17 protein-coding genes are annotated in these 22,395 nt (G+C 51.4%); 7 read left to right on the top strand and 10 right to left on the bottom strand.

All coding sequences use genetic code 11. The annotated features are described in order from the left end of the window. Nucleotides 1–15 precede the first annotated feature (15 nt). Complete coding sequence (locus FPG75_RS07025) at nucleotides 16–1,293, bottom strand: Gfo/Idh/MocA family oxidoreductase (RefSeq protein ID WP_143306054.1); 1,278 nt, start codon at nucleotides 1,291–1,293, stop codon at nucleotides 16–18. A gap of 270 nt (nucleotides 1,294–1,563) precedes the next feature. Then, nucleotides 1,564–2,448: an ROK family protein gene (locus tag FPG75_RS07020; RefSeq protein ID WP_143306053.1), complete on the bottom strand. Its 885-nt coding sequence runs from the start codon at nucleotides 2,446–2,448 to the stop codon at nucleotides 1,564–1,566. Nucleotides 2,449–2,936: 488 nt separating this feature from the next. Here FPG75_RS07020 and FPG75_RS07015 point away from each other — a divergent pair, with 488 nt between their 5' ends. Continuing rightward, complete coding sequence (locus tag FPG75_RS07015; RefSeq protein WP_143306052.1) at nucleotides 2,937–4,844, top strand: SPFH domain-containing protein; 1,908 nt, start codon at nucleotides 2,937–2,939, stop codon at nucleotides 4,842–4,844. Nucleotides 4,845–5,031: 187 nt separating this feature from the next. Here the strand turns inward: FPG75_RS07015 and FPG75_RS07010 are convergent, their stop codons facing one another. Further along, nucleotides 5,032–5,415, bottom strand: a complete 384-nt coding sequence (locus FPG75_RS07010; protein ID WP_143306051.1) for a DoxX family protein — start codon at nucleotides 5,413–5,415, stop codon at nucleotides 5,032–5,034. A gap of 85 nt (nucleotides 5,416–5,500) precedes the next feature. Here FPG75_RS07010 and FPG75_RS07005 point away from each other — a divergent pair, with 85 nt between their 5' ends. From FPG75_RS07005 to FPG75_RS06995, 3 genes are read left to right on the top strand one after another with little or no spacing between them, the layout of a single operon-like run. Continuing rightward, nucleotides 5,501–5,890 carry a winged helix-turn-helix transcriptional regulator gene (locus FPG75_RS07005; protein ID WP_143306050.1) on the top strand — a complete coding sequence of 130 codons (390 nt, stop codon included), beginning with the start codon at nucleotides 5,501–5,503 and terminating at the stop codon, nucleotides 5,888–5,890. A gap of 53 nt (nucleotides 5,891–5,943) precedes the next feature. Then, the gene (locus FPG75_RS07000; protein WP_143306049.1) at nucleotides 5,944–6,405 is read left to right on the top strand and encodes an Mpo1 family 2-hydroxy fatty acid dioxygenase; all 462 of its coding nucleotides are present in this window, start codon (nucleotides 5,944–5,946) and stop codon (nucleotides 6,403–6,405) included. 41 nt (nucleotides 6,406–6,446) lie between these two features. Further along, nucleotides 6,447–9,314 carry a TonB-dependent receptor gene (locus FPG75_RS06995; protein WP_143306048.1) on the top strand — a complete coding sequence of 956 codons (2,868 nt, stop codon included), beginning with the start codon at nucleotides 6,447–6,449 and terminating at the stop codon, nucleotides 9,312–9,314. 252 nt (nucleotides 9,315–9,566) lie between these two features. On the opposite strand, the gene FPG75_RS06990 is transcribed toward FPG75_RS06995, so the two are convergent. The 4 genes from FPG75_RS06990 to FPG75_RS06975 form a co-directional block, all read right to left on the bottom strand. Then, a complete protein-coding gene (locus tag FPG75_RS06990) occupies nucleotides 9,567–11,150 on the bottom strand; it encodes a DHA2 family efflux MFS transporter permease subunit (RefSeq protein WP_143306047.1) in 1,584 nt (527 codons plus the stop codon). 166 nt (nucleotides 11,151–11,316) lie between these two features. Beyond that, entirely contained in the window at nucleotides 11,317–12,450 is a 1,134-nt protein-coding gene (locus tag FPG75_RS06985) for an HlyD family secretion protein (RefSeq protein ID WP_317130738.1), read from the bottom strand. Nucleotides 12,451–12,476: 26 nt separating this feature from the next. Next, entirely contained in the window at nucleotides 12,477–13,850 is a 1,374-nt protein-coding gene (locus FPG75_RS06980) for a TolC family protein (protein ID WP_143306046.1), read from the bottom strand. Further along, a complete protein-coding gene (locus FPG75_RS06975; protein ID WP_143306045.1) occupies nucleotides 13,840–14,472 on the bottom strand; it encodes a TetR/AcrR family transcriptional regulator in 633 nt (210 codons plus the stop codon). The genes FPG75_RS06980 and FPG75_RS06975 overlap by 11 nt, the downstream gene beginning before the upstream one ends. 250 nt (nucleotides 14,473–14,722) lie before the next feature. On the opposite strand from FPG75_RS06975, the gene FPG75_RS06970 reads away from it, so the two are divergent. The 3 genes from FPG75_RS06970 (at nucleotide 14,723) to FPG75_RS06960 (ending at nucleotide 17,594) form a co-directional block, all read left to right on the top strand. Continuing rightward, nucleotides 14,723–15,196 (top strand): hypothetical protein, encoded by a 474-nt coding sequence (locus tag FPG75_RS06970; RefSeq protein WP_143306044.1) that lies wholly within the window; start codon nucleotides 14,723–14,725, stop codon nucleotides 15,194–15,196. A gap of 269 nt (nucleotides 15,197–15,465) precedes the next feature. Continuing rightward, complete coding sequence (locus FPG75_RS06965) at nucleotides 15,466–16,260, top strand: helix-turn-helix domain-containing protein (RefSeq protein ID WP_143306043.1); 795 nt, start codon at nucleotides 15,466–15,468, stop codon at nucleotides 16,258–16,260. Between the two features lie 68 nt (nucleotides 16,261–16,328). Continuing rightward, a complete protein-coding gene (locus FPG75_RS06960; RefSeq protein WP_143306042.1) occupies nucleotides 16,329–17,594 on the top strand; it encodes an aminopeptidase P family protein in 1,266 nt (421 codons plus the stop codon). Nucleotides 17,595–17,739: 145 nt separating this feature from the next. Here the strand turns inward: FPG75_RS06960 and FPG75_RS06955 are convergent, their stop codons facing one another. The 3 genes from FPG75_RS06955 to FPG75_RS06945 form a co-directional block, all read right to left on the bottom strand. Further along, nucleotides 17,740–19,674, bottom strand: coding sequence for a hypothetical protein (locus FPG75_RS06955; RefSeq protein WP_201747900.1), 1,935 nt, complete (start codon nucleotides 19,672–19,674; stop codon nucleotides 17,740–17,742). A gap of 16 nt (nucleotides 19,675–19,690) precedes the next feature. Next, nucleotides 19,691–21,535, bottom strand: coding sequence for a family 16 glycoside hydrolase (locus tag FPG75_RS25970; protein ID WP_161596703.1), 1,845 nt, complete (start codon nucleotides 21,533–21,535; stop codon nucleotides 19,691–19,693). Between the two features lie 225 nt (nucleotides 21,536–21,760). Then, complete coding sequence (locus FPG75_RS06945; RefSeq protein ID WP_143306041.1) at nucleotides 21,761–22,378, bottom strand: HAD family hydrolase; 618 nt, start codon at nucleotides 22,376–22,378, stop codon at nucleotides 21,761–21,763. Between the last annotated feature and the right edge of the window lie 17 nt (nucleotides 22,379–22,395).

Raw genomic sequence — 22,395 nt, 5'->3', positions numbered from 1 at the left:
ACTGTTCAATAGTTTTTAAATGGTCCAGGGGCCGCGCATGGGCTGATAGATCAGGGCATTGGCGCCGGCATCATTGATGAACTCCTGCTTAACGGGATCGAATTTGAGCGAGCGGTTGAGGCGCAGCGCTACCTTGCCCATGTTTACCAGGGTAGCAGAGCGATGGCCATTCTCTTCGTTGAGCGCAAATTTTTTGCGTTGTTTCACCGCCTCTACGAAATCTGTTTGTTGCGGTGCAGGATCAGGGAATGCTGCGAGCTTCTTTTCCAGATCGGGGATATCCGAGCGGAAACCCGGATACAGCTTGCCTTTCGGGCCTTCGATATAAGCCGCGTTCTCGTCTTTTCCTTCGCCATCAAGAATGATCTGGCAGCCGTCCGCATACGTGTAGGTGATCCTTCTCCAGGTGCCAACGGCATCCGGATGTTGTTGCGGCGCATCTATCTCTACGCTAACGGGGCTGGTATCATCTTTTCCTAAAAAATATTGAATGGGATCGAGGTAATGCTGTCCCATATCACCGAGGCCACCGCCATCGTAATCCCAATAGCCGCGGAAAGTTTGATGCACGCGGTGCGGGTTGTAAGGGCGATACGGTGCAGGCCCCAGCCACATGTCGTAGTCCAGCTCTTTAGGGACGGGCATTTCAGGCAGGTTGGTTTTTCCCACCCAGTAAAATTTCCAATCGAAGCCGGTGTGCTTGCTCACGGTCACTTTCAGTGGCCATCCTAGCAGGCCGCTTTCCACCAGTTTCTTGATGGGTTTTACGGTGGTGCCCATGCCGTAGAAATTGTCTTCGAAGCGGAACCAGGTGTTGAGGCGGAAGATGCGCCCATGTTGCTGTACAGCTTCCACGAGGCGTTTGCCTTCGCCGATGGTGGCTGTCATTGGTTTTTCGCACCAGATGTCTTTTCCCGCGCGGGCGGCATCGGCAGCAATAATGCCATGCCAGTGCGGTGGTGTGGCGATGTGAACGATGTCCACTTCCGGCAGTGTGATCAGCTCACGATAGTCGGCAAACGTTTTCACGCCGCGGGCTTTGTCGCCCAGCTGGTTCAGCGCCAGCTGCAAATGGCTCTTGTCCACATCGCAGATGGCCACTACCCGTGTGCCTGCATAGCCGAAGTGGCCGCGGCCCATACTGCCGGTACCCACTACTGCTTTCGTAAGCTGGTCGCTCGGCGCCAGATAACCACGCCCCAGTACATGCCTGGGCACAATAGTAAAAGCAGCCAGCGTTCCCAGAGTATTCCTGAGGAACGCCCGCCTTGATTCACTGTTTTGTTTTGACATAAAAAATAAGGTTGATGAAATTGGTTGAATGCTGCGGTGGTAAGATAACGCATGACAGGGGCTTATGCAAGTGGAGAAGAAAAATAATGATAAATGGCGGGGAGATGTGGAATAGCAGAAAATCTTTGGGAGAGAGATATTGAAAGATTATTTTTGGAGCCAAGCCCGCACGCGCGGTATACCGGAAACGATTATTTTATGGTGGTTCGTACAATGGTCGTTATGTAATTGTCCGGTATTGCCGTAGTGCGGGCCTTTTTTATGCCTTGATCAGGCGCCTACTGTTTGTTCAAACCATACGCTGGCTGCGCCAATGATGGCGGCCGATTCGCCGAGGGTGGCTTTGAGCAGTGGCACATGAATATTTTGTGCGGTCAGTTCCTGTTGCGTTAAGGGGAAAAATAATTCCGCGGCGTTAGCGATGTTGCCGCCTACCACTACTACTTCCGGATTATTGTTACGGATAAAATCAGTCAGGAATCCTGCCAGATTTTTTGCAAACTCATCGAAGATGCCGTTGATGCGGGCATCTGTGGGCATGAGCTCTACGAGGGCTTTCACATCTTTTACAACGTTGCCGCTGATCTCCGTATAACGTTTTACAAACCAGCGGGTGGAGATATAATCTTCTGCAATGCTATTTTGAAAGGGTGCGTTCCAGAGATCGGCGTCTTTAGCGAGGTGGCCGTCGAAGACAGCGGTGCCGAGGCCTGTGCCGAGTGTGAGGCCGATGGCGCGCTGGTGGCCGCGTGCGGCGCCGCTGAAGGCTTCGCCTTGCAGGAAGCAGCCGGCGTCGTTGATAAAGCGGATATGCTGCGCATCGATGTTGAGCTTTTCGGCGAGCAATGTTTTTACATTCAGGCCAAACAAGGCATCGTATTTATCCTGGTTCTTCATGTGGCTGATCCCCTGCTCATAGTCAAACGGGCCGGGCATGCCGATGCCGATATATTTTACATCTGCCGCCATGCCACTGCCGAAAACGTCGTTGATTACAGCGCACCATGCGTTGAGTATGTCGGTAACAGCTCCCTGTGAGTTAACACGCTCCCTACGCCACGAACCTTCAACTATCGACCTGCTTTCCAGATCTACCAATGCCGCTGTGATGTGTGAGCCGCCAATATCAATTCCTAATGCCATGGAACTTTTCATAAATTCTAAATACAGGTTTTGGGCTAAATCGTTTTAGCTTCCCGACAAATATATATTGTTTTGGTCGATAAAAGTTGTAAAAATCGTTTTAGCAAGAAAAAAATTTAGTTAAACTATAACTCAATATAGGGTCTTTTTTCATAAATCAAAAAGGAATGCCCGCTTTGATATTATTTGTTTGAAGAAAACCGTCGGCGGATTGAACAAAGCACCGGACAAGTTCGTATAGCCGGCAGCATAAATATTTTGACGGATGAAAAATTATATCCACTTTTACATCGTAATTCATTTTTACAATGGACTCCGATCATTGCTCCGGCAACATCCTGACAACTTTCATTGCCACCAATTTTAATACTTCACCCCCATTCAACTGAACCTTTATGTGTTGACACCACCGTACCCAAGCGCGGACCACAGGCCCGAAGCCACGCGTGTGTCTGCATCTCTCCATCAAACCTATAACTAACAACAATAAACACAACACAATGGAAAACACCGTCATTCTCAGATGGGCGCTGCTCATTGGCGTGCCCTTACTATGCCTTTTACTGTACAAAGTTATACTTCGTATATGCTTTGGCGTTATCATCGTACCGGAAGACCGTATCGGGCTGGTTACCAAGAAATTCAAGCTCATGGGCCGGCAATCGCTGCCGGAAGGCCGCATCCTCGCCATCAACGGCGAAGCCGGCTTCCAGGCCCAAACCCTCGCCCCCGGCGTATATTTTGGTAAATGGATCTGGCAGTACAGCGTTACCTTCCAACCTTTCACCATCATCCCTACCGGTAAAATAGGACTCGTGCTCGCCAAAGACGGCGCCGAACTGGAAACAGGCGCCATCCTCGCCAGGAAAGTACCCTGCGACTCCTTCCAGGACGCTGTTGCATTTCTGCAGAACGGCGGCCGCAAAGGCCGGCAAACGGCCATCATCACACCCGGCTCCTACCGTATCAACACCTTCCTCTTTGAAGTGGAGATCACCGATATGACCTCCATCCCTGACAACGCCGTAGGCATCGTCACCACCATGGAAGGTAAAGCCCTCGAAACCGGCGCTATCGCAGGCCGCACCATCGAGTCTCACAACAATTTCCAGGATGTGGACGCCTTCCTCGAAGGCGGCGGCTACAAAGGTTTGCAGGAACAGGTGATCCTCGCCGGCTCCTACTTTATCAATCCCTGGTTCGCTAAACTGGAAATGGTGAAGATGACCGAAATCTCTATCGGCCATGTAGGCGTAGTGATCTCCTTCGTGGGTAATGAAGGCGAAGACCTCAGCGGCACTGAATTTAAACATGGTAACATCGTTGCCAAAGGCTATAAAGGCGTGTGGGCGGAACCGTTAGGACCCGGTAAATATCCCGTCAACCCCTACATCATGAAAGTAGAGCTGGTACCCACCACCAACCTCGTGCTCAACTGGGCCTCCGCCCGCAGTGAAGCGCACCAGCTGGATAAAAACCTCTCTACCATCACCGTGCGCAGCCGCGATGGCTTTACCTTCAACCTCGACGTGGCACAGATCATCCACATCCCCACACTCGAAGCGCCGAAAGTAATTGCCCGCTTCGGTAACATGAGCAACCTGGTAACGCAGGTGCTAGAACCTACTATCGGTAACTATTTCCGTAACTCGGCACAAGGTTCTGATGTGATCGACTTCCTCACCAGTCGTAAGGAAAGGCAAAGCTCCGCCAAAGAGCATATCGGCCATGTGCTGGACCAGTACAACGTTTTCGGCGTAGATACCCTGATCGGTGATATCGTACCACCGGAAAGTTTGATGAAAACGCTCACCGACCGTAAGATCGCAGAGGAACAAAAGGTAACCTACGAAACTCAAAAGCTCGCACAGGAAACCCGTCAGACACTGGAAAAAGAAACTGCCATCGCTGACATGCAGAAAGAGATCGTGAAGGCCGACCAGGGCGTGGTGATCGCAGAAAAGATCGCCGACGCATCCGTGAAGAAAGCCACCGGTGACGCCAACAGCGTACGTTTGCAGGCCAATGCCGAAAGCGACCGTATGAAACTGCTGGCCGGCGGTGAGGCGGAAAAAGTAAGACTCCTTGCCAAAGCAGAAGCGGAACGCACCGAATGGATCGCCAAAGCCGACGCAGAAAAAATTTCCCTCACCGGTAAAGCGGAAGCAGAAAAGATCCTCGCCATCGGTCAGTCCAGCGCCGAGTCCTACAAACTCGCTGTGGAAGCCATGGGCGGCAACAACTTCACCCAATTAAAAGTGATGGAAGCCATCGGCGCTCAGCACATCCGCATCATGCCCGACGTTCTCATCGGCGGCAGCGACGGCGCCAACGGCCCTATCAGCGGCCTCCTCGGCTTGAGATTGCTGGAAGAAATAGCAGCGAAGAAGAAAGAAGAAGGCCAATAGCGAAGGCTGTCTGGCTCAGGATTATAAGGATTGAAAGGATTACCAGGATTTTTTTTTGGATTAATAAGGATTATAAGGATTCGCGAAGATTAATTCGATTTGATCTTCGCGAATCCTTATAATCCTTATTAATCCAAAAAAAAATCCTGGTAATCCTTTCAATCCTTATAATCCTGAGCCAGACAAACTACGCTTTATCCACACTCACCGGCCCTGGACCGAAATAAATGATCATCAGGCAGGCGCCAATCAGGGCAACGTTTTTCATGAAATTGGCCATTTGCATCTGGGCAGTCATGGGATCGGCAAGGCCCCAGAAGCGGTGCATATAAAAAGATACGGGCACCAGGAAAATGATGAGCAGGATAGCGCCAATACGCGCCTTGAACCCGATTAGTACACTGAGGCCACCCAACAGCGAAAGCAAGCCCGCCAGTCGCACCAGGACAGAGGCCGAAGGCACCCCCACACTGGCCGCATAATCAATACCCGCGCCCATCAGATGATGGTAACCTGAAAGAATGAAGATAAGGGCGAACAAAAGACGCCCCAGCAGTACAACAATTTTCATAGTCGATCGAGTTTATATTGATAATTAACAGATCACCGTCAGGATAGTTGTATCTTTATGCCGGATCCTAAAAAAGGAAGAATGTATGCGTAAAATCAATTCCACTAACGCGGTGAATGAAAGACGCCTCAATGGCGATTGTGACATGGCCTATACGCTGTCGCTGATAGGCAGCCGGTGGAAACCCACGATCCTGTGGCGCCTGATAGAAGGCAAGATGCGCTACCACGAACTCCGGAAATCTATTACCGGCATCTCTGAACGAGTGCTCGTATTGCAGCTCCGCGAATTGGAGAACGCTCAACTGATACATCGTATTGTGTACCCTGAAGTGCCGCCCCGCGTGGAATATGAACTCACTGAACTGGGCCGTTCCATGCAGCCTTTGCTGGAACATCTGTCCGACTGGGGCCTGTACCACCGCGAAAGCGTAGCAGCGCAGAATGATGTCGCCGTCCCCTCCAACAACGTATAGCCATGCCCGTGAAGTAAATTGTTTATATTTACATAGACTGAAATACTTCCACGATGAAAACCATACAGGAATGGCTGACTGATTACGGAGCCAGTCACCGCAATCATACCAACAAAACGATCCACTGGATCTGTGTGCCGGCAATCTTCTTCAGCATCGTCGGCTTTCTCTATGCGATCCCCTTGCCTGCGCTGGGCGGCAGTTTGCGGATCACGGTAGCGCATGTAGCTTTATTGCTGCTATTACTTTATTATATAAGATTATCTATTTCATTAGCAGCGGGCATGCTGGTATTCGGACTGCTATGCCTCGCACTATGGCGCCTGATCGCCGGCAGCGGCGCTACCGTTTGGATAGTAGCCCTCGCCATCTTTGTTGCCGCTTGGATAGGGCAGTTCATCGGCCACAAAATAGAAGGCGCCAAGCCCTCCTTCTTCAAAGACCTGCAATTTCTTTTGATAGGCCCCGCCTGGCTGATGAGCTTCATTTATAAAAAAGCAGGCATCCCGCTGTAAATTGCGCAGTATTTTTCTTAAATTAAGGAAAATACCTGCGTATGAACCTTAAACTTCTACCTTGCTGCATGGCGGCCTTGCTGCTCTGTATTTCCATCTCCTTTGCCCAAACTCAGAAAATCAACGGTAAAATCATTGATGCCTCTACCGGCACGCCGCTCGAAGGTATTACGGTACGTATCAAATCTACCTCAACAGGCACACAAACCAATAAAGACGGCGCTTTCACGCTCAATGCCGGCGCCAACGATGTGCTGGAAGTCAGCTCGATCGGCTACATCACACAACAGGTCAACGTTGGCGGACGTACTTATGTAGAAGTGAAATTGCTATCATCCGTCGCAGAACTGGGCCAGGTAGTGCTGGTAGGTACCCGTGGCGGCGGGCGCGCCAAAACAGAAACGCCCGTGCCCGTAGATGTGATCAGCGTGAACCAGGCCGGCCTCCCCAGCGCTAAAATGGAACTCACCTCGCTGCTCAACGCCGCCGCCCCTTCTTTCAACTACAACAAACAAAGCGGTAGCGATGGCGCCGACCAAATCGATCTTGCTACTTTACGCGGCCTCGGCCCTGATCAAACACTGGTACTGATAAATGGTAAACGCCGCCACCAGACCGCCTTCGTAGCGGTATTCGGCACACGCGGGCGTGGTAATTCCGGCACCGACCTTAACGCGATCCCTGAATCTGCTATCGACCGCGTGGAAATCCTCCGTGATGGCGCTTCCGCACAATATGGCTCCGATGCTATCGCCGGGGTGATCAACATCATCCTGAAAAAAGATGTCAACAAACTCTCTTTCAACGCGGGTTATGCCGGTTATCTCGACAAAAAATACAACACCTACTATGGTCGCGATCTTCAACAATATGAATACGGCCATGGCATCGATGGTAACACGCTGAGCGCAGGACTCAACTACGGCGTGCCTATCGGCAAACACAATGGTTTCATCAACTTCTCCGGTAATTTCCTCAAACAAGGAAAAACATTCCGGCAGGTGCTGGATACCAACCTCACACATGCCAATGGCCTGCCCATCAACGCCGGCAGGCGCGCACACGGCGATGGCTCCGTAACAGCCGGCGGCGGCATGATCAACATGGAAGTGCCGGTAGGCGCCAGTTCCACCACCGTATACGCCTTCGGCGGATATAACTATAAGTCGTCTGACGCTTACGCCTATACGAGAACTTTCCATGGCACCAATCCCTTGTCCAGCGGTCACCCCGACCGTTTCCCTACCACCGCCAGCGGCCTGCTCATCTTCTACCCTGATATTATGAAGAGCATCCCTACTCCCGGCGATGTACCGGACACCGTGTATAACCCGCATATACAAACACATATACAAGATGTATCACTGGCTGCCGGCGTAAGAGGCAGCACTAACAACAACTGGAAATGGGATCTAAGCAATACTTTCGGCAGAAATGATTTTCATTTCTTCGGCGATAAAACCTTCAACGCATCGCTGGGCAGCACCACGCCCACACACTTCAATGATGGCGGTTTTGCCTTCCTGCAAAATACTACCAACCTCACCTTCACCAAAGACATCCCGCATATAGGCGCCGCCTTCAACCTGGCGCTGGGTGCGGAGTTCAGGTATGAGAACTATAAAATTTATGCAGGCGAAGAATCATCTTATAAAAACTATGATCCTACCTTCAACAAGGCTACAGGCGCGCAAGGCTTCCCTGGTTACCGGCCCACCGATGTGGTGAACGCCAACCGTAATAATGTTGCAGGTTATGTAGATGCAGAATGGGATATCACCACAAAATTCCTGCTGGGCGCGGCTATCCGCGCAGAAAATTACAGCGACTTTGGCTTCACCAGCAATTACAAGCTGGCAGCGCGTTACAAGGCGGCGCCACATTTTAATATACGCGGCTCCGTTAGTACCGGCTACCGCGCGCCATCGCTGCAACAGATCAACTACAGCTCGCAATTCACCAACGTACAGGGCGGCCGTATCACGGAAGTGAAGATCGCGCCCAACACCGACCCTATCACACAGGCAGCCGGCATTCCTTCCCTTAAACAGGAAAAATCTTTCAATGCCAGTCTGGGCTTCTCCTGGAAACCCGTGTCAGCGCTCACGATCACGCTGGATGGTTATCTCGTGAAAGTAAAAGACAGGATCGTATTATCCGGGCAGTTCAACTCTTCCGACACCACGCTTGATCCCGCATTCCAGGCCAAGTTGAAAGAGCTGCACATCGACAATGCACAGTTCTTTGCCAATGCGGTGAACACCACCAATACCGGCCTGGATATGGTGATCGATTATAACAAACGTTGGGGCAACCAGCACTTCCGTGCATTGTTCACCGGCAACGTGCAGCACATGAATATCGACAAGATCAATGTGCCCGCCAAACTGGACGACAGCTACCTGCACCGCGGCGAGTTCTTCAGCGAACGCGAACAACATTTTGTATTGGCATCTGCGCCACCCTGCAAGCTGGGCCTCAATCTTGAATACGGTATCAGCAAATTCAGCATCGGTACACGTCTTACGTACTATGGCAAGATCGTGCTGCTCGGCTATGGCTATGCCGGCGATCCCGCTAAAACAGGTACCGGTCTTCCCGGCGATCCGAACCTCGAAGGCACCGGTATCAGCCCGCTCGTGGCGCTGGACAAAGACGGTTCCCTCGTTCCTGAAGAGTTTAATTATAAGGGCAAGCTGGTCACCGACTTCTACGCCAGCATCCGTTTCAACTCACACATCAGCTGGTTCCTCGGCGCCGACAATGCCTTCAACGTTCATCCTGATCTCGGCTATGTGCCCGGCGCCAAGCTCTCCGCCTACGACGGCGAAACCGGCGGCCCCTGGGACGCTGTACAGATGGGCTTCAACGGCATCCGCCTGTTTACCAAAGTAGCATTGAGTTTCTAGCGCGAATGTCTGAACCAGGATTAAACGGATTTATAAGATTAATAAGATTTTACGGGGAGATTTTCTGGAAGAATAAATATGATCTTCCAGAAAATCTCCCCGTAAAATCTTATTAATCTTATAAATCCGTTTAATCCTGGTTCAGACATGCGTTAAATAAAAAACCCCGATGAATATCGGGGTTTATTTACCTAAACCTACAACTGTTACACTGTTATTGCAACAATAGCTTTTATCGTATAGCCTTCCCCGTTAGTGCATTGCTGACGGATCCAGCTTACCTTGTTTTTTATTGCCTTTCACCAGCAGTACGAAGGGGATACAGATGAGGAACATCAGCCCAAGGTAGAGAAAAACATCCATATAGGACATTACCGCCGCCTGTTTGGTGACGCTGAAATCCATCAGCTGGTAGCCGCTTTTCAGGGCCAGTGAGGGGTCCATACCTTTACCCATGAAGTTGTGTTGCATACCGTTGATGCGGTTCATCACATCCGGGTTGTTGGTATCGAGCCTGGACACGAGGTCGCTGCGGTGCAGCATGTTACGGCGTGCCATAAAAGTGGTGATCAGGGCCACACCGAAAGAACCGCCGAGCTGGCGCATCATACCGGTGAAAGCCGCACCCTGCCCGATCTGTACGCCTTTGAGGGATGACAGCGCCAGGGTGGTGATCGGGATAAAGAGCAGCCCCATACCTACCCCACGCACAATGAGCATCCAGAAGAAGGCTTCAGAGCCGGTATCGGCAGGTGTGATGATCTTATAGCCCCAGAAACTGTATACGAAGAAGAGGAACATACCTGCGGCTACGAGGTATTGCTGCGGGATGCCTTTTTCCAGCATCTTACCGATGATCGGCATCATGAATGCCGTTGTCAGCGCCGCCGGGATCATCAGCATACCGGACTGTGTGGCGGTCCATCCCAGGATGCCCTGTGTATACAAAGGTATCACGAAGGTGGAACCATACAAACCAAAGCCGAGTATAAACGATAATATCGTACCTACGCGCAGGTTACCGTTTGAGAGTACCCGCAGCTCCACGATGGGATTCTTATACGTGAGCTCGCGCCAGATAAAAAAGAAGAGGCTGAGCGCGCTGGTCACCGCTAATAAAGTAATTGTTGGATCATTAAACCAGTCGTCTTCCTGTCCGCGTTCCAGCACATATTGCAAAGAGCCTACACAGGCCGCCAGCAGGGCGATACCGAGGAAGTCGATTTCGTTGATGGCTTTTTTCTCTGCATATTTCGGGCTGCGTACAAACTGCAGGGTAAGCAGTGTAGCGATCACACCGATGGGAATGTTGATGTAGAAGATATAAGGCCAGGAATAGTTATCGGTAATCCATCCACCCAGGGGAGGTCCGAGGGTTGGGCCGATGATCACACCAAGACCATAGATGGCCTGGGCGGTACCACGTTTTTCAGGAGGATAACTTTCTGTGATGATGGTTTGAGAGGTTACCAGCAGCGCACCACCGCCTATACCTTGTATAAAGCGGAAGAGTATCAGTTCCCACATGGCCGTTGCGTTACCGCAAAGGAAAGAGGAAACAGTGAACAGGATGATGGAAGCTGCGAAATAGTTGCGGCGGCCGAATTGCTGGGATAACCAGCTGGTCATCGGTACAATGATTACGTTACCGATCGCATAGGCGGTCACCACCCAACCAATTTCACTGAGCGTAGCACCCATGTTACCGCGCATATCGTTCAATGCCACATTCACGATGGTGGTATCAACGATCTCCAGCAAGGCGCAAAAGATAGCGGTGATCGTGATGATCACCCTGCGCGAGCCGTATTCTATCAATGATTCTTGTTGCAGCATGTAACACTATATTATTTGAATGAAAGCAGCATAACCAGGAACTAATAATTAATGTCGGAGCATGGCCTGTTTATAGTTCTTTTATTGTACTAATGGTTTCCGCCAGGTAAATGATTGCATGGTTCCCATTAATTATTAATTCCGGGTTATAGCGCTTCCAGTATGATTAGTTGAGGTGTACATCTACCAGCACGTTCATGCCCGGACGCAGCTGTTTTACCAGTTCGTTGTTAGGGTCAGTGAACTCGATTTTCACGGGCAGGCGTTGTACTACTTTTACGAAGTTACCAGAGGCGTTGTCAGGAGGCAGCAGTGCGAATTTGGCGCCGGTGGCAGGAGAGAAAGAAGTCACTTTCGCCTCCAGTGGTTTGCCGGGATAGGCATCCACATGTACGGTCACTTTCTGGCCCAGCTTCATTTTGTCGAGCTGCGTTTCCTTGAAGTTGGCCACTACCCAGGGGGTGTTGTCCAGTACTACGCTGAAGAGCGACTGACCCGCAGTGATGTACTGGCCAGGTTGCACGTAGATCTTTGACAATACGCCGCTTTCCGGTGCGGTGATCACGGTGTAGCTGAGATTCAGCTTGGCATCTTCGACATCTGTTTCACGTTGTTTGATGCCGGCGTTAGCCAGGTTGATCTGTTTGGAGGTAGCGCTGCTCTGAGAGCTTACTACGCTGGTCTGACGGGCAGCTACTGTTTTCTGACGTTGCAATACATCGAGCTGGCGTTCTGCGGTTTGTTTGGCAGCGAGGGCCTGCTCGTATTGCTGTTGCGTGATAGAGTGATCTTTGATCAGGTTGTTGTAGCGTTCGTAGTCCTGGTTAGCTCTCCAGAGGTTTACCTTTGCCGCTTCGATCTGTGCATCGATGGTGCCGATATTGGCCTGTGCGCTGCTGATGCCTGCTTCAGCCGCCTGTGTGGTGGCCTGTGCGGCGCCGAGGTTAGCCTGTGCAGTTTGCAGGGCGTTTTCAGCGGCCTGCACTTTCAGGGCCAGGTCACGGCCATCAAGGATCACGAGGGTATCGCCTTTCTTCACGTGCATGTTATCTTTCGCTCTTACTTCCAGCACATAACCGGATACGCGCGGGATCACCGGGCTCACATCTGCATCGATCTGCGCGTTATCTGTTTCTTCGTGATGCTGTCCGTGAATGTATTTGCTGATACCGAATGCGCCGCCACCTAACACCAGCACTGCCAGTACGATGACGAACCCTTTGCTACGCTTTTTAGGCGCGGATGTTTCCTGCATGGTTGTATTATTAGTATTATTAGTAGCTTTTGTTTGCGTTTCCACGGCTTAAAAATTTGTTGGTGATCGGATTATTTATTGTTGATGGTTGTATCCAGGATACCTGCGGCCTGTAACAGTTTGTTGTAGGCAACGAGGGCATCTGCTTTGGCGAATGCGTAGTTCAGATGCGCCTGCAGGTTGGCCACGTCAGCATCCAGCAGGTCCGTGGTGGTAGCCAGGTTGTTGTCGTGCTTGTTCTTGGTAATACGGTAATTCTCTTCTGATTGTTCTATCGCCTTGATGTAGGTATCCATTTTTTTGTGGCTCAGGAGGTAGTTTTCGTACGACTGATACACATCGAGGTGGATGCCATCTTTCACTTTCTCTTCGTTGGCCTGTACTTCTGCCAGTTGCGCTTTGGCGCTGGCCATTTTAGAACCGGTTTTCCAGAGAGAAGCGATGTTGTATTTCAGGCCCACGCCCAGGTTCACAGCATTGGTGATGGTGATCACATTCGGCACGTAGGCTGCGATGTAACCGCCGGTGATAGCGAGTTGCGGGTAGTATTCACCTTTCACGCTCTTCACGTTATAATTGGCAGCGTTCTCGCGGGCACTCAGGGCGGCAGCATCTTTGCGGTGCTGATAGGCCAGCTGTTCAAATTCTGCGGCGCCGCGCGGATCGATGTTATGATCTGCTTTGAAGATGGTACTGTCTACCTGCAGGCTGGTATTGTCTGGCAGGCCCAGCATGATGTTCATGTTGAGGGTAGCGATCTTGAAACTGTTCTGCGCATCCATGAGCATCAGCTCATAATTGGATTGTTGCAGTTCTGCTTTCAACAGGTCGTTACGTGCGAGCAGTCCGTTCTTCTCCATATTGGAAAAGTCTTTCACGCGTTGGGTAGCCTGGCGCAGGTTCTCTTCCATCAGTTTCACGCTTTGCTGCGCCTTGTAAAGATTGCTGTAAGCGCCGATGGTGTTTTGTATCACATCATCGCGGTCTTTGTCGGCATCGAGTTTGGCGGCGGCTGCGAGGTAACGAGCCGCGGCTTTACCATTTTGTATCATCATGCCGGCGAATACCGGAACAGATACGTTAGCGATACCATAAGCTGCGGAGTTTACATCCGGCGATGCTGGTTTGCTGCCGCTGCCGCTGCCGCTGTTCCCGGAGCCGCCCAGTTTCAAATCGATATTGGGCTGGGTGAGGCGCATGTAAGCACCGGAGATACTGGCATCCGGCAACTGACGGTCTTTGGCAGTTCTTACATTGGCGTTGGCTTCATCAATTTTGGCTTGGCTCACTTTGAGCTGTTTGCTGTTCTGAATACTAAGCGATATGGCTTCATTTAACGAAAGCGGTTTGTTGCTTTCCTGTGCGGAAACTGCCTGAAACACCAGTGTAAGCAGGACTCCCGATGCAAGCGCATATAAACGTTTGTATATGCTTTTAGAATTCATGTGTAAGGATTGCTTTAAACAATTTTTTTAAATGGGTGCTGAGCCGGTTCTTTAAATATTCCCTGAACTCATCGTCCGGCATCTCTGCATAAGGCGCATCCACCCGGAGGATATGCTGGGCCGGGATCGCCTGATGGATCGTTCCGAACAAGGTAGTGATCAGCATCATCACATCTACATCTTTGTGGAACACGCCATCTTCCTGCGCATGGGTGATGATGGGTTCCAACAGGCCTAACATTTCCCGCTTCAGCTGCCAGATCAATTCCCTGATAGGGGTCCTCTCTCTGTTGAGCTGTTCGCGGCTCATGATGCATTGGAAATATTGTTCGTTCAGCATTTTATTGATAAAACGGTCGATGAGACTGTAGATCTTCTCCAAAGGCGCCATCGTATCGTTTTGTACCAGTTCGTTAATAAAGGCACGTGAGGCCTCCATTCTATGTCTGAATACTGCTTCCAGTAATTTGTCTTTAGAACCGAAATAGTAGGATATCATGGCAATGTTTACATCCGCTTCCTGCGCAATGTCCCTGACCGAAGTGCCATGAAAGCCCTTGTCGGCAAACAACCGCTCCGCTACTGCTAAGATCGCCAGCTGCTTTTCACTGTAATCTTCCATGTTCCTTTTTTGATTTGACGGAACAAAATTAAACAAACGTTTGATTTAAACAATCATTTATTTAATCACTTGTTTAAATTTTTATTTTTATAATCTATATAAAAGCAAAAATCAAACAATAAAGAGAGATAAAAGCAGAACTGTTAATGAAAGCTTAACACGACGATACGAGCTTAAGGGCCATTTTCACCACAAAGATGACGGATATAAGAAAGAAAAATTTTAACTTAAGAGAAGAAATTTTTAAAATATGTCCACAGAACAAGTTTATAAGAAAATGCCAACCAGGACCATTATCCTCGCTGGCCTCCTCGTAGGTACCCTTGATATCCTGACTGCCTGCATCATTACTTCCGCCAGAACGGGGCGCCCTTTCAGCACCGTACTCCGTTTTGTAGCCAGCGGCGTATTTGGCCGCAGCGCCTTCACCGCAGAAGGCATGCCCTACTGGGGCCTCTTCTTCCACTATGTGATCGCCTTCGCCTTCACCATCTTCTTCTTCCAGGTATATCCTTTCCTGCACCGTACTTTTAAAAATGGAGGCGTAATCGCAGTGGTATATGGGCTCTTCAACTGGGCTGTCATGAACCTCGCCGTACTGCCGCTCAGCCGCGTGGCAGGCGTCCCCTTCACCTGGACTTCCACCATCATCAATGCCTTCATCCTCATCGTGATGATCGCCACTCCCCTCACCCTCATCGCACAACGTACCAATCCGAAATAATTTCGTATAGGCATCCACGTTAAATCCCCACATCCCTAAATTCCAAAATCCATAAATCCCAAAATGAATAAGGGCGGGCGTTTTAAAGGACAAAGCCCGCCCCTGCACATCTCGGATTACGCAAGATGTTATACCTGTTTATCAACCGTTATCTTGAAATATGATACTTCTATGAAAATAAATAATACAATTAGGCAGCTACGGGTCTTACGGGTTTTCTTGTACCTTTATTAACAGGACTCAGGAAAAAAAGTTTAAACTTTGAGCGCATGTTTTTCTCGGAGCTTACAGACCAGCCATATTTCTGGCGCCAGTACCGCTACATGGCCCCTTCGCCCGACCTGGCGGAGCATGTAGTTTGTTATTGGCTGCTGGACTTACGCACCCGCAGCCCGCAACAGGAAGAATACCGCGAGCTGCTCATGGCCAATATGTACTCCTCGCTGGTGCTCAACCTGGGCGCGCCTTTCGAGATATATGATCACAATGGCGCCCTGCTGCATGCCTCACGGCATAGTGAGCTGATCGGCTATCACGCCACCCCGGTGGCCTACCGGCACCTGGCCAACAATTACCTCGTAGGCATCAAGTTTAAACCCGCTTCACTTAATTACCTCTTTCATATCAAAGGTTCCGATATCCATCAGCAACCAGTGCTGGCCCAAGATGCCCTGCAACATATCAACGACCTCGAAAACGCACTGTTCGAAGCCCCGGACCTCGACACCGTAAAAGCCCTGCTGGAACGGTTCCTGCGCCGTCATACCGCAATCCCCGCCGCCAGACCTTTCAGTTATGTACTACAATCCGTACAAACATCCGCCCTGCAGCAAAGCGGCTACCAGCTGAAGAAACTGGCCACCATGCTCTATCTCTCTCCACGCACGCTTGAAAGATATTTCTCCGCATCACTCGATATCTCTCCTAAAAAATGCCTGAACATCCTGCGTTTCCGCGAAGCGGTATCTCAATATTTTGTGCATGGCTACAAGGCCGACTGGGAGGCGCTGGGCTATTGTGATTTCTCCCATTTCCGCAAGGCCTGCCGCCAATTGCACCATTAGATTGTCGCATTTGTACACCAGTTTTTTCTCGCTCCCCTGCTAAGTTTGCGTAAACAACGCACCTCATCATGAACTATGCAAAACAGCGCCAGCGGCTGGCCGGCAGCTTGCCCGCCGATGCCATAGCCATCCTCACTGCCAACGATATCTTTCCCACCAATGCCGATGGCACCATGCGCTATGCACCCAACACCAATCTTTATTATCTCACCGGGTTCCAGGAAGATGATGCCATGCTCGTGCTTTTCCCTGGCCACCCTGATCCGTCGATGCGCGAGATACTGTTCATCCGCCGCACGAACGACCTCTATGTGAAATGGCTGGGACACCGCGCCAGCAAAGCATCCGCCGCGGAGCTCAGTGGTATCTCCACCATCTTTTATACCGATGAATTCTGGCAGATCATGAAACGCGTGATACCATTGGCGCAACAGATCTTCCTGCATACTAACGAACATGCACGCTCCGAAAATGAAACGCAGACAAGGGAAGACCGGCTGCTGCTCGCCTGCAAACAAGCGTACCCCCTGCATCAGTACGGCAGGCTGTATCCCTTGCTGGCAAGGCAACGCAACGTGAAGACACCAGAAGAGATCGCGCTGATGAGAAAGGCCTGCGAGATCACCAACGCAGGCTTCCGCCGGGTATTGCCCTTCCTGAAGCCCGGCAAAACAGGCTTGCAGGTAGCCGCGGAAATGATACACGAATACATGCAATACGGCGCCACCTGGGCCGATTACGAACCCATCGTAGCATCCGGCGCCGACGCCTGTATACTGCATTACCGCGCTACCACCAAACCTGTTCAGGACGGCGATCTCGTACTCATCGACGCCGCCGCATCCTGGCAATTGTACAATGCAGACCTCACCCGCACCATCCCGGCCAATGGCCGCTATTCGCCCCGTCAGCGTGAGTTCTATGATGCCGTATTACGTGTGCACAAACAGGTACGCGCACAGGTGCGCGCCGGCATCCTGATTACGGATATCTGGGCTGCCTCCAATTCCTTCCTGATCGAGGAACTGGTGAAGCTCGGCCTCTGCACCACTGATGATATCCGCCGCAACGGCGCCAGCCACTACCTCCAAAAGCATTGCTACCACAATGTTTCCCACTTCCTCGGCCTCGAAGTACACGACACCGGCTACCATCATGAGCCCATCCCCGCAGGCGCCATACTCACCAACGAACCCGGCATCTACTGCGAAGCAGAAGGCATCGGCGTAAGAATAGAGAACAACCTGCTCGTTACCGAAAACGGCTGCGAAGATCTAATGGAGATGATCCCACGGGAAGCGGAGGAGATCGAAGAATTGATGGCTCATGATTAAAGGATTAGCAGGATTTTCGAATTTTTTGATTTACGGATTTTTTGATTTAATTGAAGCGGAGATAATAACGTTATTCGTCTTCGCTTCAATTAAATCAAAAAATCCGTAAATCAAAAAATTCGAAAATCCTGCTAATCCTTTTAAGCTATTTCAAGCTGTTGATCCACGTCGCGATCTTCAATGCGTCAGATTGCGGGACCTGCGGGAAGGGCGGCATGGCGGTAGCATAGCCCGGCCAGTTCTGTGGCTGGGGATTGCGGATGAGCTGAAGTATTTTGGTGACAGGATAGTTGCGCCTGGCCACTTCGTTGAAGCCAGGACCTACCTGTCTTTTTTCTGCATTATGACAGGATGCACAGGTGTATTTGGCCAATAGCGGTTGTATCTGTGCATAAGTGAGCGCCTTGGAAGCACCTGTGGTAGCGGCTTTGGCAGGCTTGGCTGTTTTTTCCGGTTTGGCGGCGGGCGCCTTCGCACTGTTTTTAGTGCTGTAGGCGCCGGGGGCCATCCTGGCGCCGTCCGGGATGTTGTTGAGCGTGTAGTACACATCCTGGTGTACGAGTGAATAGGAGTGATCCTGTTCCCGTATACCCGTTAAGGTTAGTTTATGAATGTAGTACTTGCGCAGGCCATCTACCAGCAGGCGAACAGACATGCCGTCGGCCGCCACCTGTACGCCTTTCACGGGCAGCTTTTCCGTGTTCACGGTTGGACTACCATATACAGGATGATATTTGTAGGTGAAACTTTCCACGTTATAGGAGGCCAGGTCTTCCGCAGCTTTTTTATCGATGGGTTGTGTGAAGGTGATCTCGAAGCCATCAGGGCGGGCGCTCACGGTGCGCATCTCAAAGGGGACGCGGTTATTCCATACGAGGCGTTGCAGGCCTTCGTTGGCATCGCCGGCAGAGCCCCAGCCACGGTTGGTTTCACCTACGAAGAGCGAACCATCTTTTGCCCAGGCAAGCCGCAGCACACCGGATTGAAAGCCGCTCCTGAAATCCCAGGCGGCGCCCTGGTATTCGCCATTCACTTTTTCCAGAAATACGCGCATGATCTTACTTTGTCCCTGATCGCCGATCAGCACCTGGTTGGCAAAGGGACCGAACGTACCATTTGGTATGCTGGTGATCTGTGAGTTGGAGATGCCCAAAACGCCGTGTGGCAGGTACACCGCGGGCAGCTGCACTTCAGGGAAATATTGTTTCATATCGAAGAGCGTCACAAATTTTTCGTCTTCCACATTTTCCGGTTTGATGGCGCGGCCATTGGCATCTTTGCGATAGCGCGGGTCTACCTTGCTATACAGCTGTTCAGTGCTGAGTTTCACCGGGGAGTTAGGCAGGTTGGTCCAGCGTAAGCCTGCGGGATGGCCGGTGAATACGCCTTTCTTGACGTGTACCAGCCCGCCCGAGCCGACCCAGTCGCCCTGGTTATCTGCATAAAACAATTCCCCGTCGATGATGCCGAGGCCGCAGGGAGAGCGCATACCGGTGGCCCAGGGTTCCATCTTTCCATCTTCAGTGATGTGCATCATCCATCCGCGCCAGGGCACGCGACTTTCACCGCGCCACCATTCTTCGTCGCCGAAGGCAACGTTGCCGGACACGAAGAAAGAGCCATCCGGCGCGAGTTCCGGCCCGAAGCTATATTCGTGATAGTGACCGGATAACGGCCACGCATATACGGTTTCGAATTGGTCTATTTTACCGTCCATGTTACTGTCGGTAAGTTTGGTGAGCTCGCCGCGCTGGGCGCAGTAGAGCGAGCCGTTCTTCCAGGCCAGGCCCAGTACCTCATGCAGGCCGGAGGCCACTTTGCGGAAGTAGGGTTGTTTGCTGGTAGGATTTTCTACGATGAAGATATCGCCACGGCGGGTGGCTACGCCGAGGTCGCCGTTAGGCAGGGTGCAAAGGCCGCCCACTTCCAGCAGGGTGCCTTCAGGCGCGCTGATGCGGGCGATGCGGAAGAAGTCCTCTTCCTTGGGCGATTCCTGCGCCCGTACAGGCAATACGGCCGTTGCGCATAACAAGCAGCCAGCCGCTATTCCTGCTGTAATATTTCTATAGTTCAGTTTCATGATGTGTAGATGTGCTTTAGAAGATGATGGCATAGCCTACTTTTGATTTCACGGGTACCAGCAGCTCCTGGCGGCCTTCCTGGCTGCGGATCACTGCATCGCGTGCATCATCTATCCTGATATAATATGATTTGTCGCCAATCACGTAAAGGTTGCCGTTTTGCGTGATGCTATCGGCAACGGCTATACGCAGATATAGTTTCTCTGCCGGCTGTTGTGCGGTGAGGGTGCGGTAGAGGCCCTGACTTTGCGGCAATACAGCAAGGGAATCGCTGATGGCGGCGCCGTAGATATTGTAATGGAATACGGGGCTGCCGGCGGCATCCAGCGAATAGCCTTTGGGGCGGTAACCGCTGCCCGTGGTATCTTTCGGCCAGGGAGCATCGGTGGTATTGAGTTGCTGTATGGCCAGTGCGGGCTTGTTGGTGAGTTGTTGCACCGTGCCGAGCGGGCGGGAAGAGCCGTCGCCACGATCGTGCCACATGGGCGTGGTGTTGAGAAAATCGCCGCGCCATACCTGTACGGGCATGCCATTATCGAGATCGTAGGTGTAGTGCACCTTTGCAGGGCTGCCTACCGATACGGCATGTACCACACGGGGGCCGCCGTGCAGGTCCATGAAGCTGCGCAATACGGTATTTTCTGTAGCATTGACGATGATGGGATCTACCGGATCATCGGCGGGTACATTGGGATCGCTGAGCAGGAACTCGCGGATGGCGGCTTCTTTGGCGGTGAGGGTGAGAGAAGCTTTGGCCCAGTCGGTGTTCTTGGCATAAAGTATTTCTATGGGCCAGGAGCCGGCTTCCAGTTGTATGCTACCTTTTCCGTCCCAGCCGCGGCTTTTGAAGAGCTCTTTGTTGTTGATGCTCATCATGCCGCCGCCACCGCTGGTATGCAAGCCGAAAGTGTAGTTACCGGCTTTTTTGATTTCCAGGGTACCGGTATAACGAACGAGAAATTCGTTGGCGGGCAGGCCGGGGATATTGGACGTAAGCTGCGTGGAAGTACCGCTGATAGCAGGTTTCAGCGTACTGAAGTCAGGTGGTTTATTGAACTTGCCTTTGTATACGCTGTATTGAATGTTTTTGATATCGGGTTGTGGTGCGGTGTAGTTGGTGACTACAATATTCCTGAAGGCGATGGTGCCGTGATCGCCCTGGATGCGGAGCGGGCCACTGGGCACTTCATTGTTCTGCATAGCGCCGCGGGTGGGGCCTGAGAGCACTACGTTTTCCTGTATGGTTACGCCGTTGAGGACGATGCTCAGTACGGTGGCATTGGAAATTTTGTTACCGCTGGCATCGAAGCGGGGCGCCTGGAAGGCGATCTTGAGATGTTGCCAGAGGCCGGGAGCATGACTGGCATTCTGCCGGGGAGCGTGGCCGTCGAAGCCCTGCTGGCCTTCGGGACGGCTGTTATCCCAGCGTTCATAGATGCCGCCGTTGTCGGAGGCGCGTGGCGCGGTAGCGCCCCAGCTGTCGAACAATTGTACTTCGTACCTGCCTTGCAGGTAGATGCCGGAGTTGGAGCCGTAGGACATCATATAGTCCAGTTCGAGGTCCAGATCGCCGTGTTCAAAATTGGTGTAGAGATCCTGGCCGTGCGCGCCCTTGTCTGGCAGGTTCACGAGGATACCGTTTCCTGGCGTGATGTCCAGCTTGTTGTGCTGCTGGAGGTCGGCGCTAACGGCGCCGGCTAAACGCCAGTTGGCGGCGGGTTGCCGGAAGGCGGAGAGATCGGTGAGGGCTAGTTTGTTCTGCGCCCGCAGGGAGTTGGTGTTTCCCAGGGTTGCCAACAGTACCAAAGTGCCGGGGATGCAGGCCCGGAGCTTTGGACGGAACTTGTTCCATCTGTGCATAGTGCTGTTTTTATAAAATTTTTATCGTTATGCTAAATCGTTTTTGCTAACTGCTAATATTATATGTGTGCGATTGATTTGGTTGTTCCCTTCTTATCTGCTGAAAAAACTAGCGAAACGCGGAATACAATATTGTGTATATATCGGACACAGTTGACAAAATAGAAATAAATCGGAACAAAGCATCATCCCGATAAAAAAATTACACCAGCGGTAAAGGGGGCCTCAGAGTATGAGGCCCAGGTTAGCCAGTGCGGCTACGGTGGTAGCGTAACTGCTATGCACAATGCCATGGATACCGATGCTGTTGGCAACATCAACGAACATGGGACGGTCTTCCAGGTAGGCTACCTCTCCGGGTTTTACCTGTGCGATGTCGAGCGCGAGGCGATAGATATCTGCATCCGGTTTGCGCAGGTGCACAAAGCAGGAAGAGATGAAGAAATCGGCGAGGTGCCCGATACCGAATTGTTTGATGCGGTGAGTATTGAGTTCTCTCCCTTCATTATTCACGATCGCGATCTTGAGCTGATATTTTGCTTTGAGAATGCGGACCATTTCCAGCATTTCGGGATAGGGTGCGGATTGCCGGAACATAAATTCGCGGAAATCTTCTCTCGAAAAATTTCTTTCTTCATAAAACACAACCCTGCCAAGATATTCATCCAGTGTGAGTTTGCCTTCTTCGTAAGTATCGAAGGTGAGGTGATGTCTTTCTTCCGTTTCTGCGGCATCGAGGTTAAACGTTTGCACGGCCAGTTTGCGGGCGTTCCTGTCCCATCCGTTGGTCAGCAGTACGCCGCCGATATCCAGGAAAAGTGTGGTGATCTTTGATTTTTGCATGCAGTTGAATTAAGCCC

This window comes from Chitinophaga vietnamensis, assembly GCF_902167635.1.
Classification (GTDB): Bacteria; Bacteroidota; Bacteroidia; order Chitinophagales; family Chitinophagaceae; genus Chitinophaga; species Chitinophaga vietnamensis.
The sequence above is the reverse complement of the archived record's forward strand: the minus strand, read 5'-3'. Positions and strand labels throughout refer to the sequence as shown.

Excerpts from the sequence above, each read along its gene's own strand:
- FPG75_RS06965 (WP_143306043.1), top strand. The coding sequence starts at position 15,466 with ATGTTTTTCTCGGAGCTTACAGACCAGCCATATTTCTGGCGCCAGTAC.
- FPG75_RS06975 (WP_143306045.1), bottom strand. The coding sequence starts at position 14,472 with ATGGAAGATTACAGTGAAAAGCAGCTGGCGATCTTAGCAGTAGCGGAG.
- FPG75_RS06945 (WP_143306041.1), bottom strand. The coding sequence starts at position 22,378 with ATGCAAAAATCAAAGATCACCACACTTTTCCTGGATATCGGCGGCGTA.
- FPG75_RS06970 (WP_143306044.1), top strand. The coding sequence starts at position 14,723 with ATGTCCACAGAACAAGTTTATAAGAAAATGCCAACCAGGACCATTATC.
- FPG75_RS07025 (WP_143306054.1), bottom strand. The coding sequence starts at position 1,293 with ATGTCAAAACAAAACAGTGAATCAAGGCGGGCGTTCCTCAGGAATACT.
- FPG75_RS06995 (WP_143306048.1), top strand. The coding sequence starts at position 6,447 with ATGAACCTTAAACTTCTACCTTGCTGCATGGCGGCCTTGCTGCTCTGT.
- FPG75_RS06990 (WP_143306047.1), bottom strand. The coding sequence starts at position 11,150 with ATGCTGCAACAAGAATCATTGATAGAATACGGCTCGCGCAGGGTGATC.
- FPG75_RS07020 (WP_143306053.1), bottom strand. The coding sequence starts at position 2,448 with ATGAAAAGTTCCATGGCATTAGGAATTGATATTGGCGGCTCACACATC.
- FPG75_RS06960 (WP_143306042.1), top strand. The coding sequence starts at position 16,329 with ATGAACTATGCAAAACAGCGCCAGCGGCTGGCCGGCAGCTTGCCCGCC.
- FPG75_RS06980 (WP_143306046.1), bottom strand. The coding sequence starts at position 13,850 with ATGAATTCTAAAAGCATATACAAACGTTTATATGCGCTTGCATCGGGA.
- FPG75_RS25970 (WP_161596703.1), bottom strand. The coding sequence starts at position 21,535 with ATGCACAGATGGAACAAGTTCCGTCCAAAGCTCCGGGCCTGCATCCCC.
- FPG75_RS06955 (WP_201747900.1), bottom strand. The coding sequence starts at position 19,674 with ATGAAACTGAACTATAGAAATATTACAGCAGGAATAGCGGCTGGCTGC.
- FPG75_RS07005 (WP_143306050.1), top strand. The coding sequence starts at position 5,501 with ATGCGTAAAATCAATTCCACTAACGCGGTGAATGAAAGACGCCTCAAT.
- FPG75_RS07015 (WP_143306052.1), top strand. The coding sequence starts at position 2,937 with ATGGAAAACACCGTCATTCTCAGATGGGCGCTGCTCATTGGCGTGCCC.
- FPG75_RS07000 (WP_143306049.1), top strand. The coding sequence starts at position 5,944 with ATGAAAACCATACAGGAATGGCTGACTGATTACGGAGCCAGTCACCGC.
- FPG75_RS07010 (WP_143306051.1), bottom strand. The coding sequence starts at position 5,415 with ATGAAAATTGTTGTACTGCTGGGGCGTCTTTTGTTCGCCCTTATCTTC.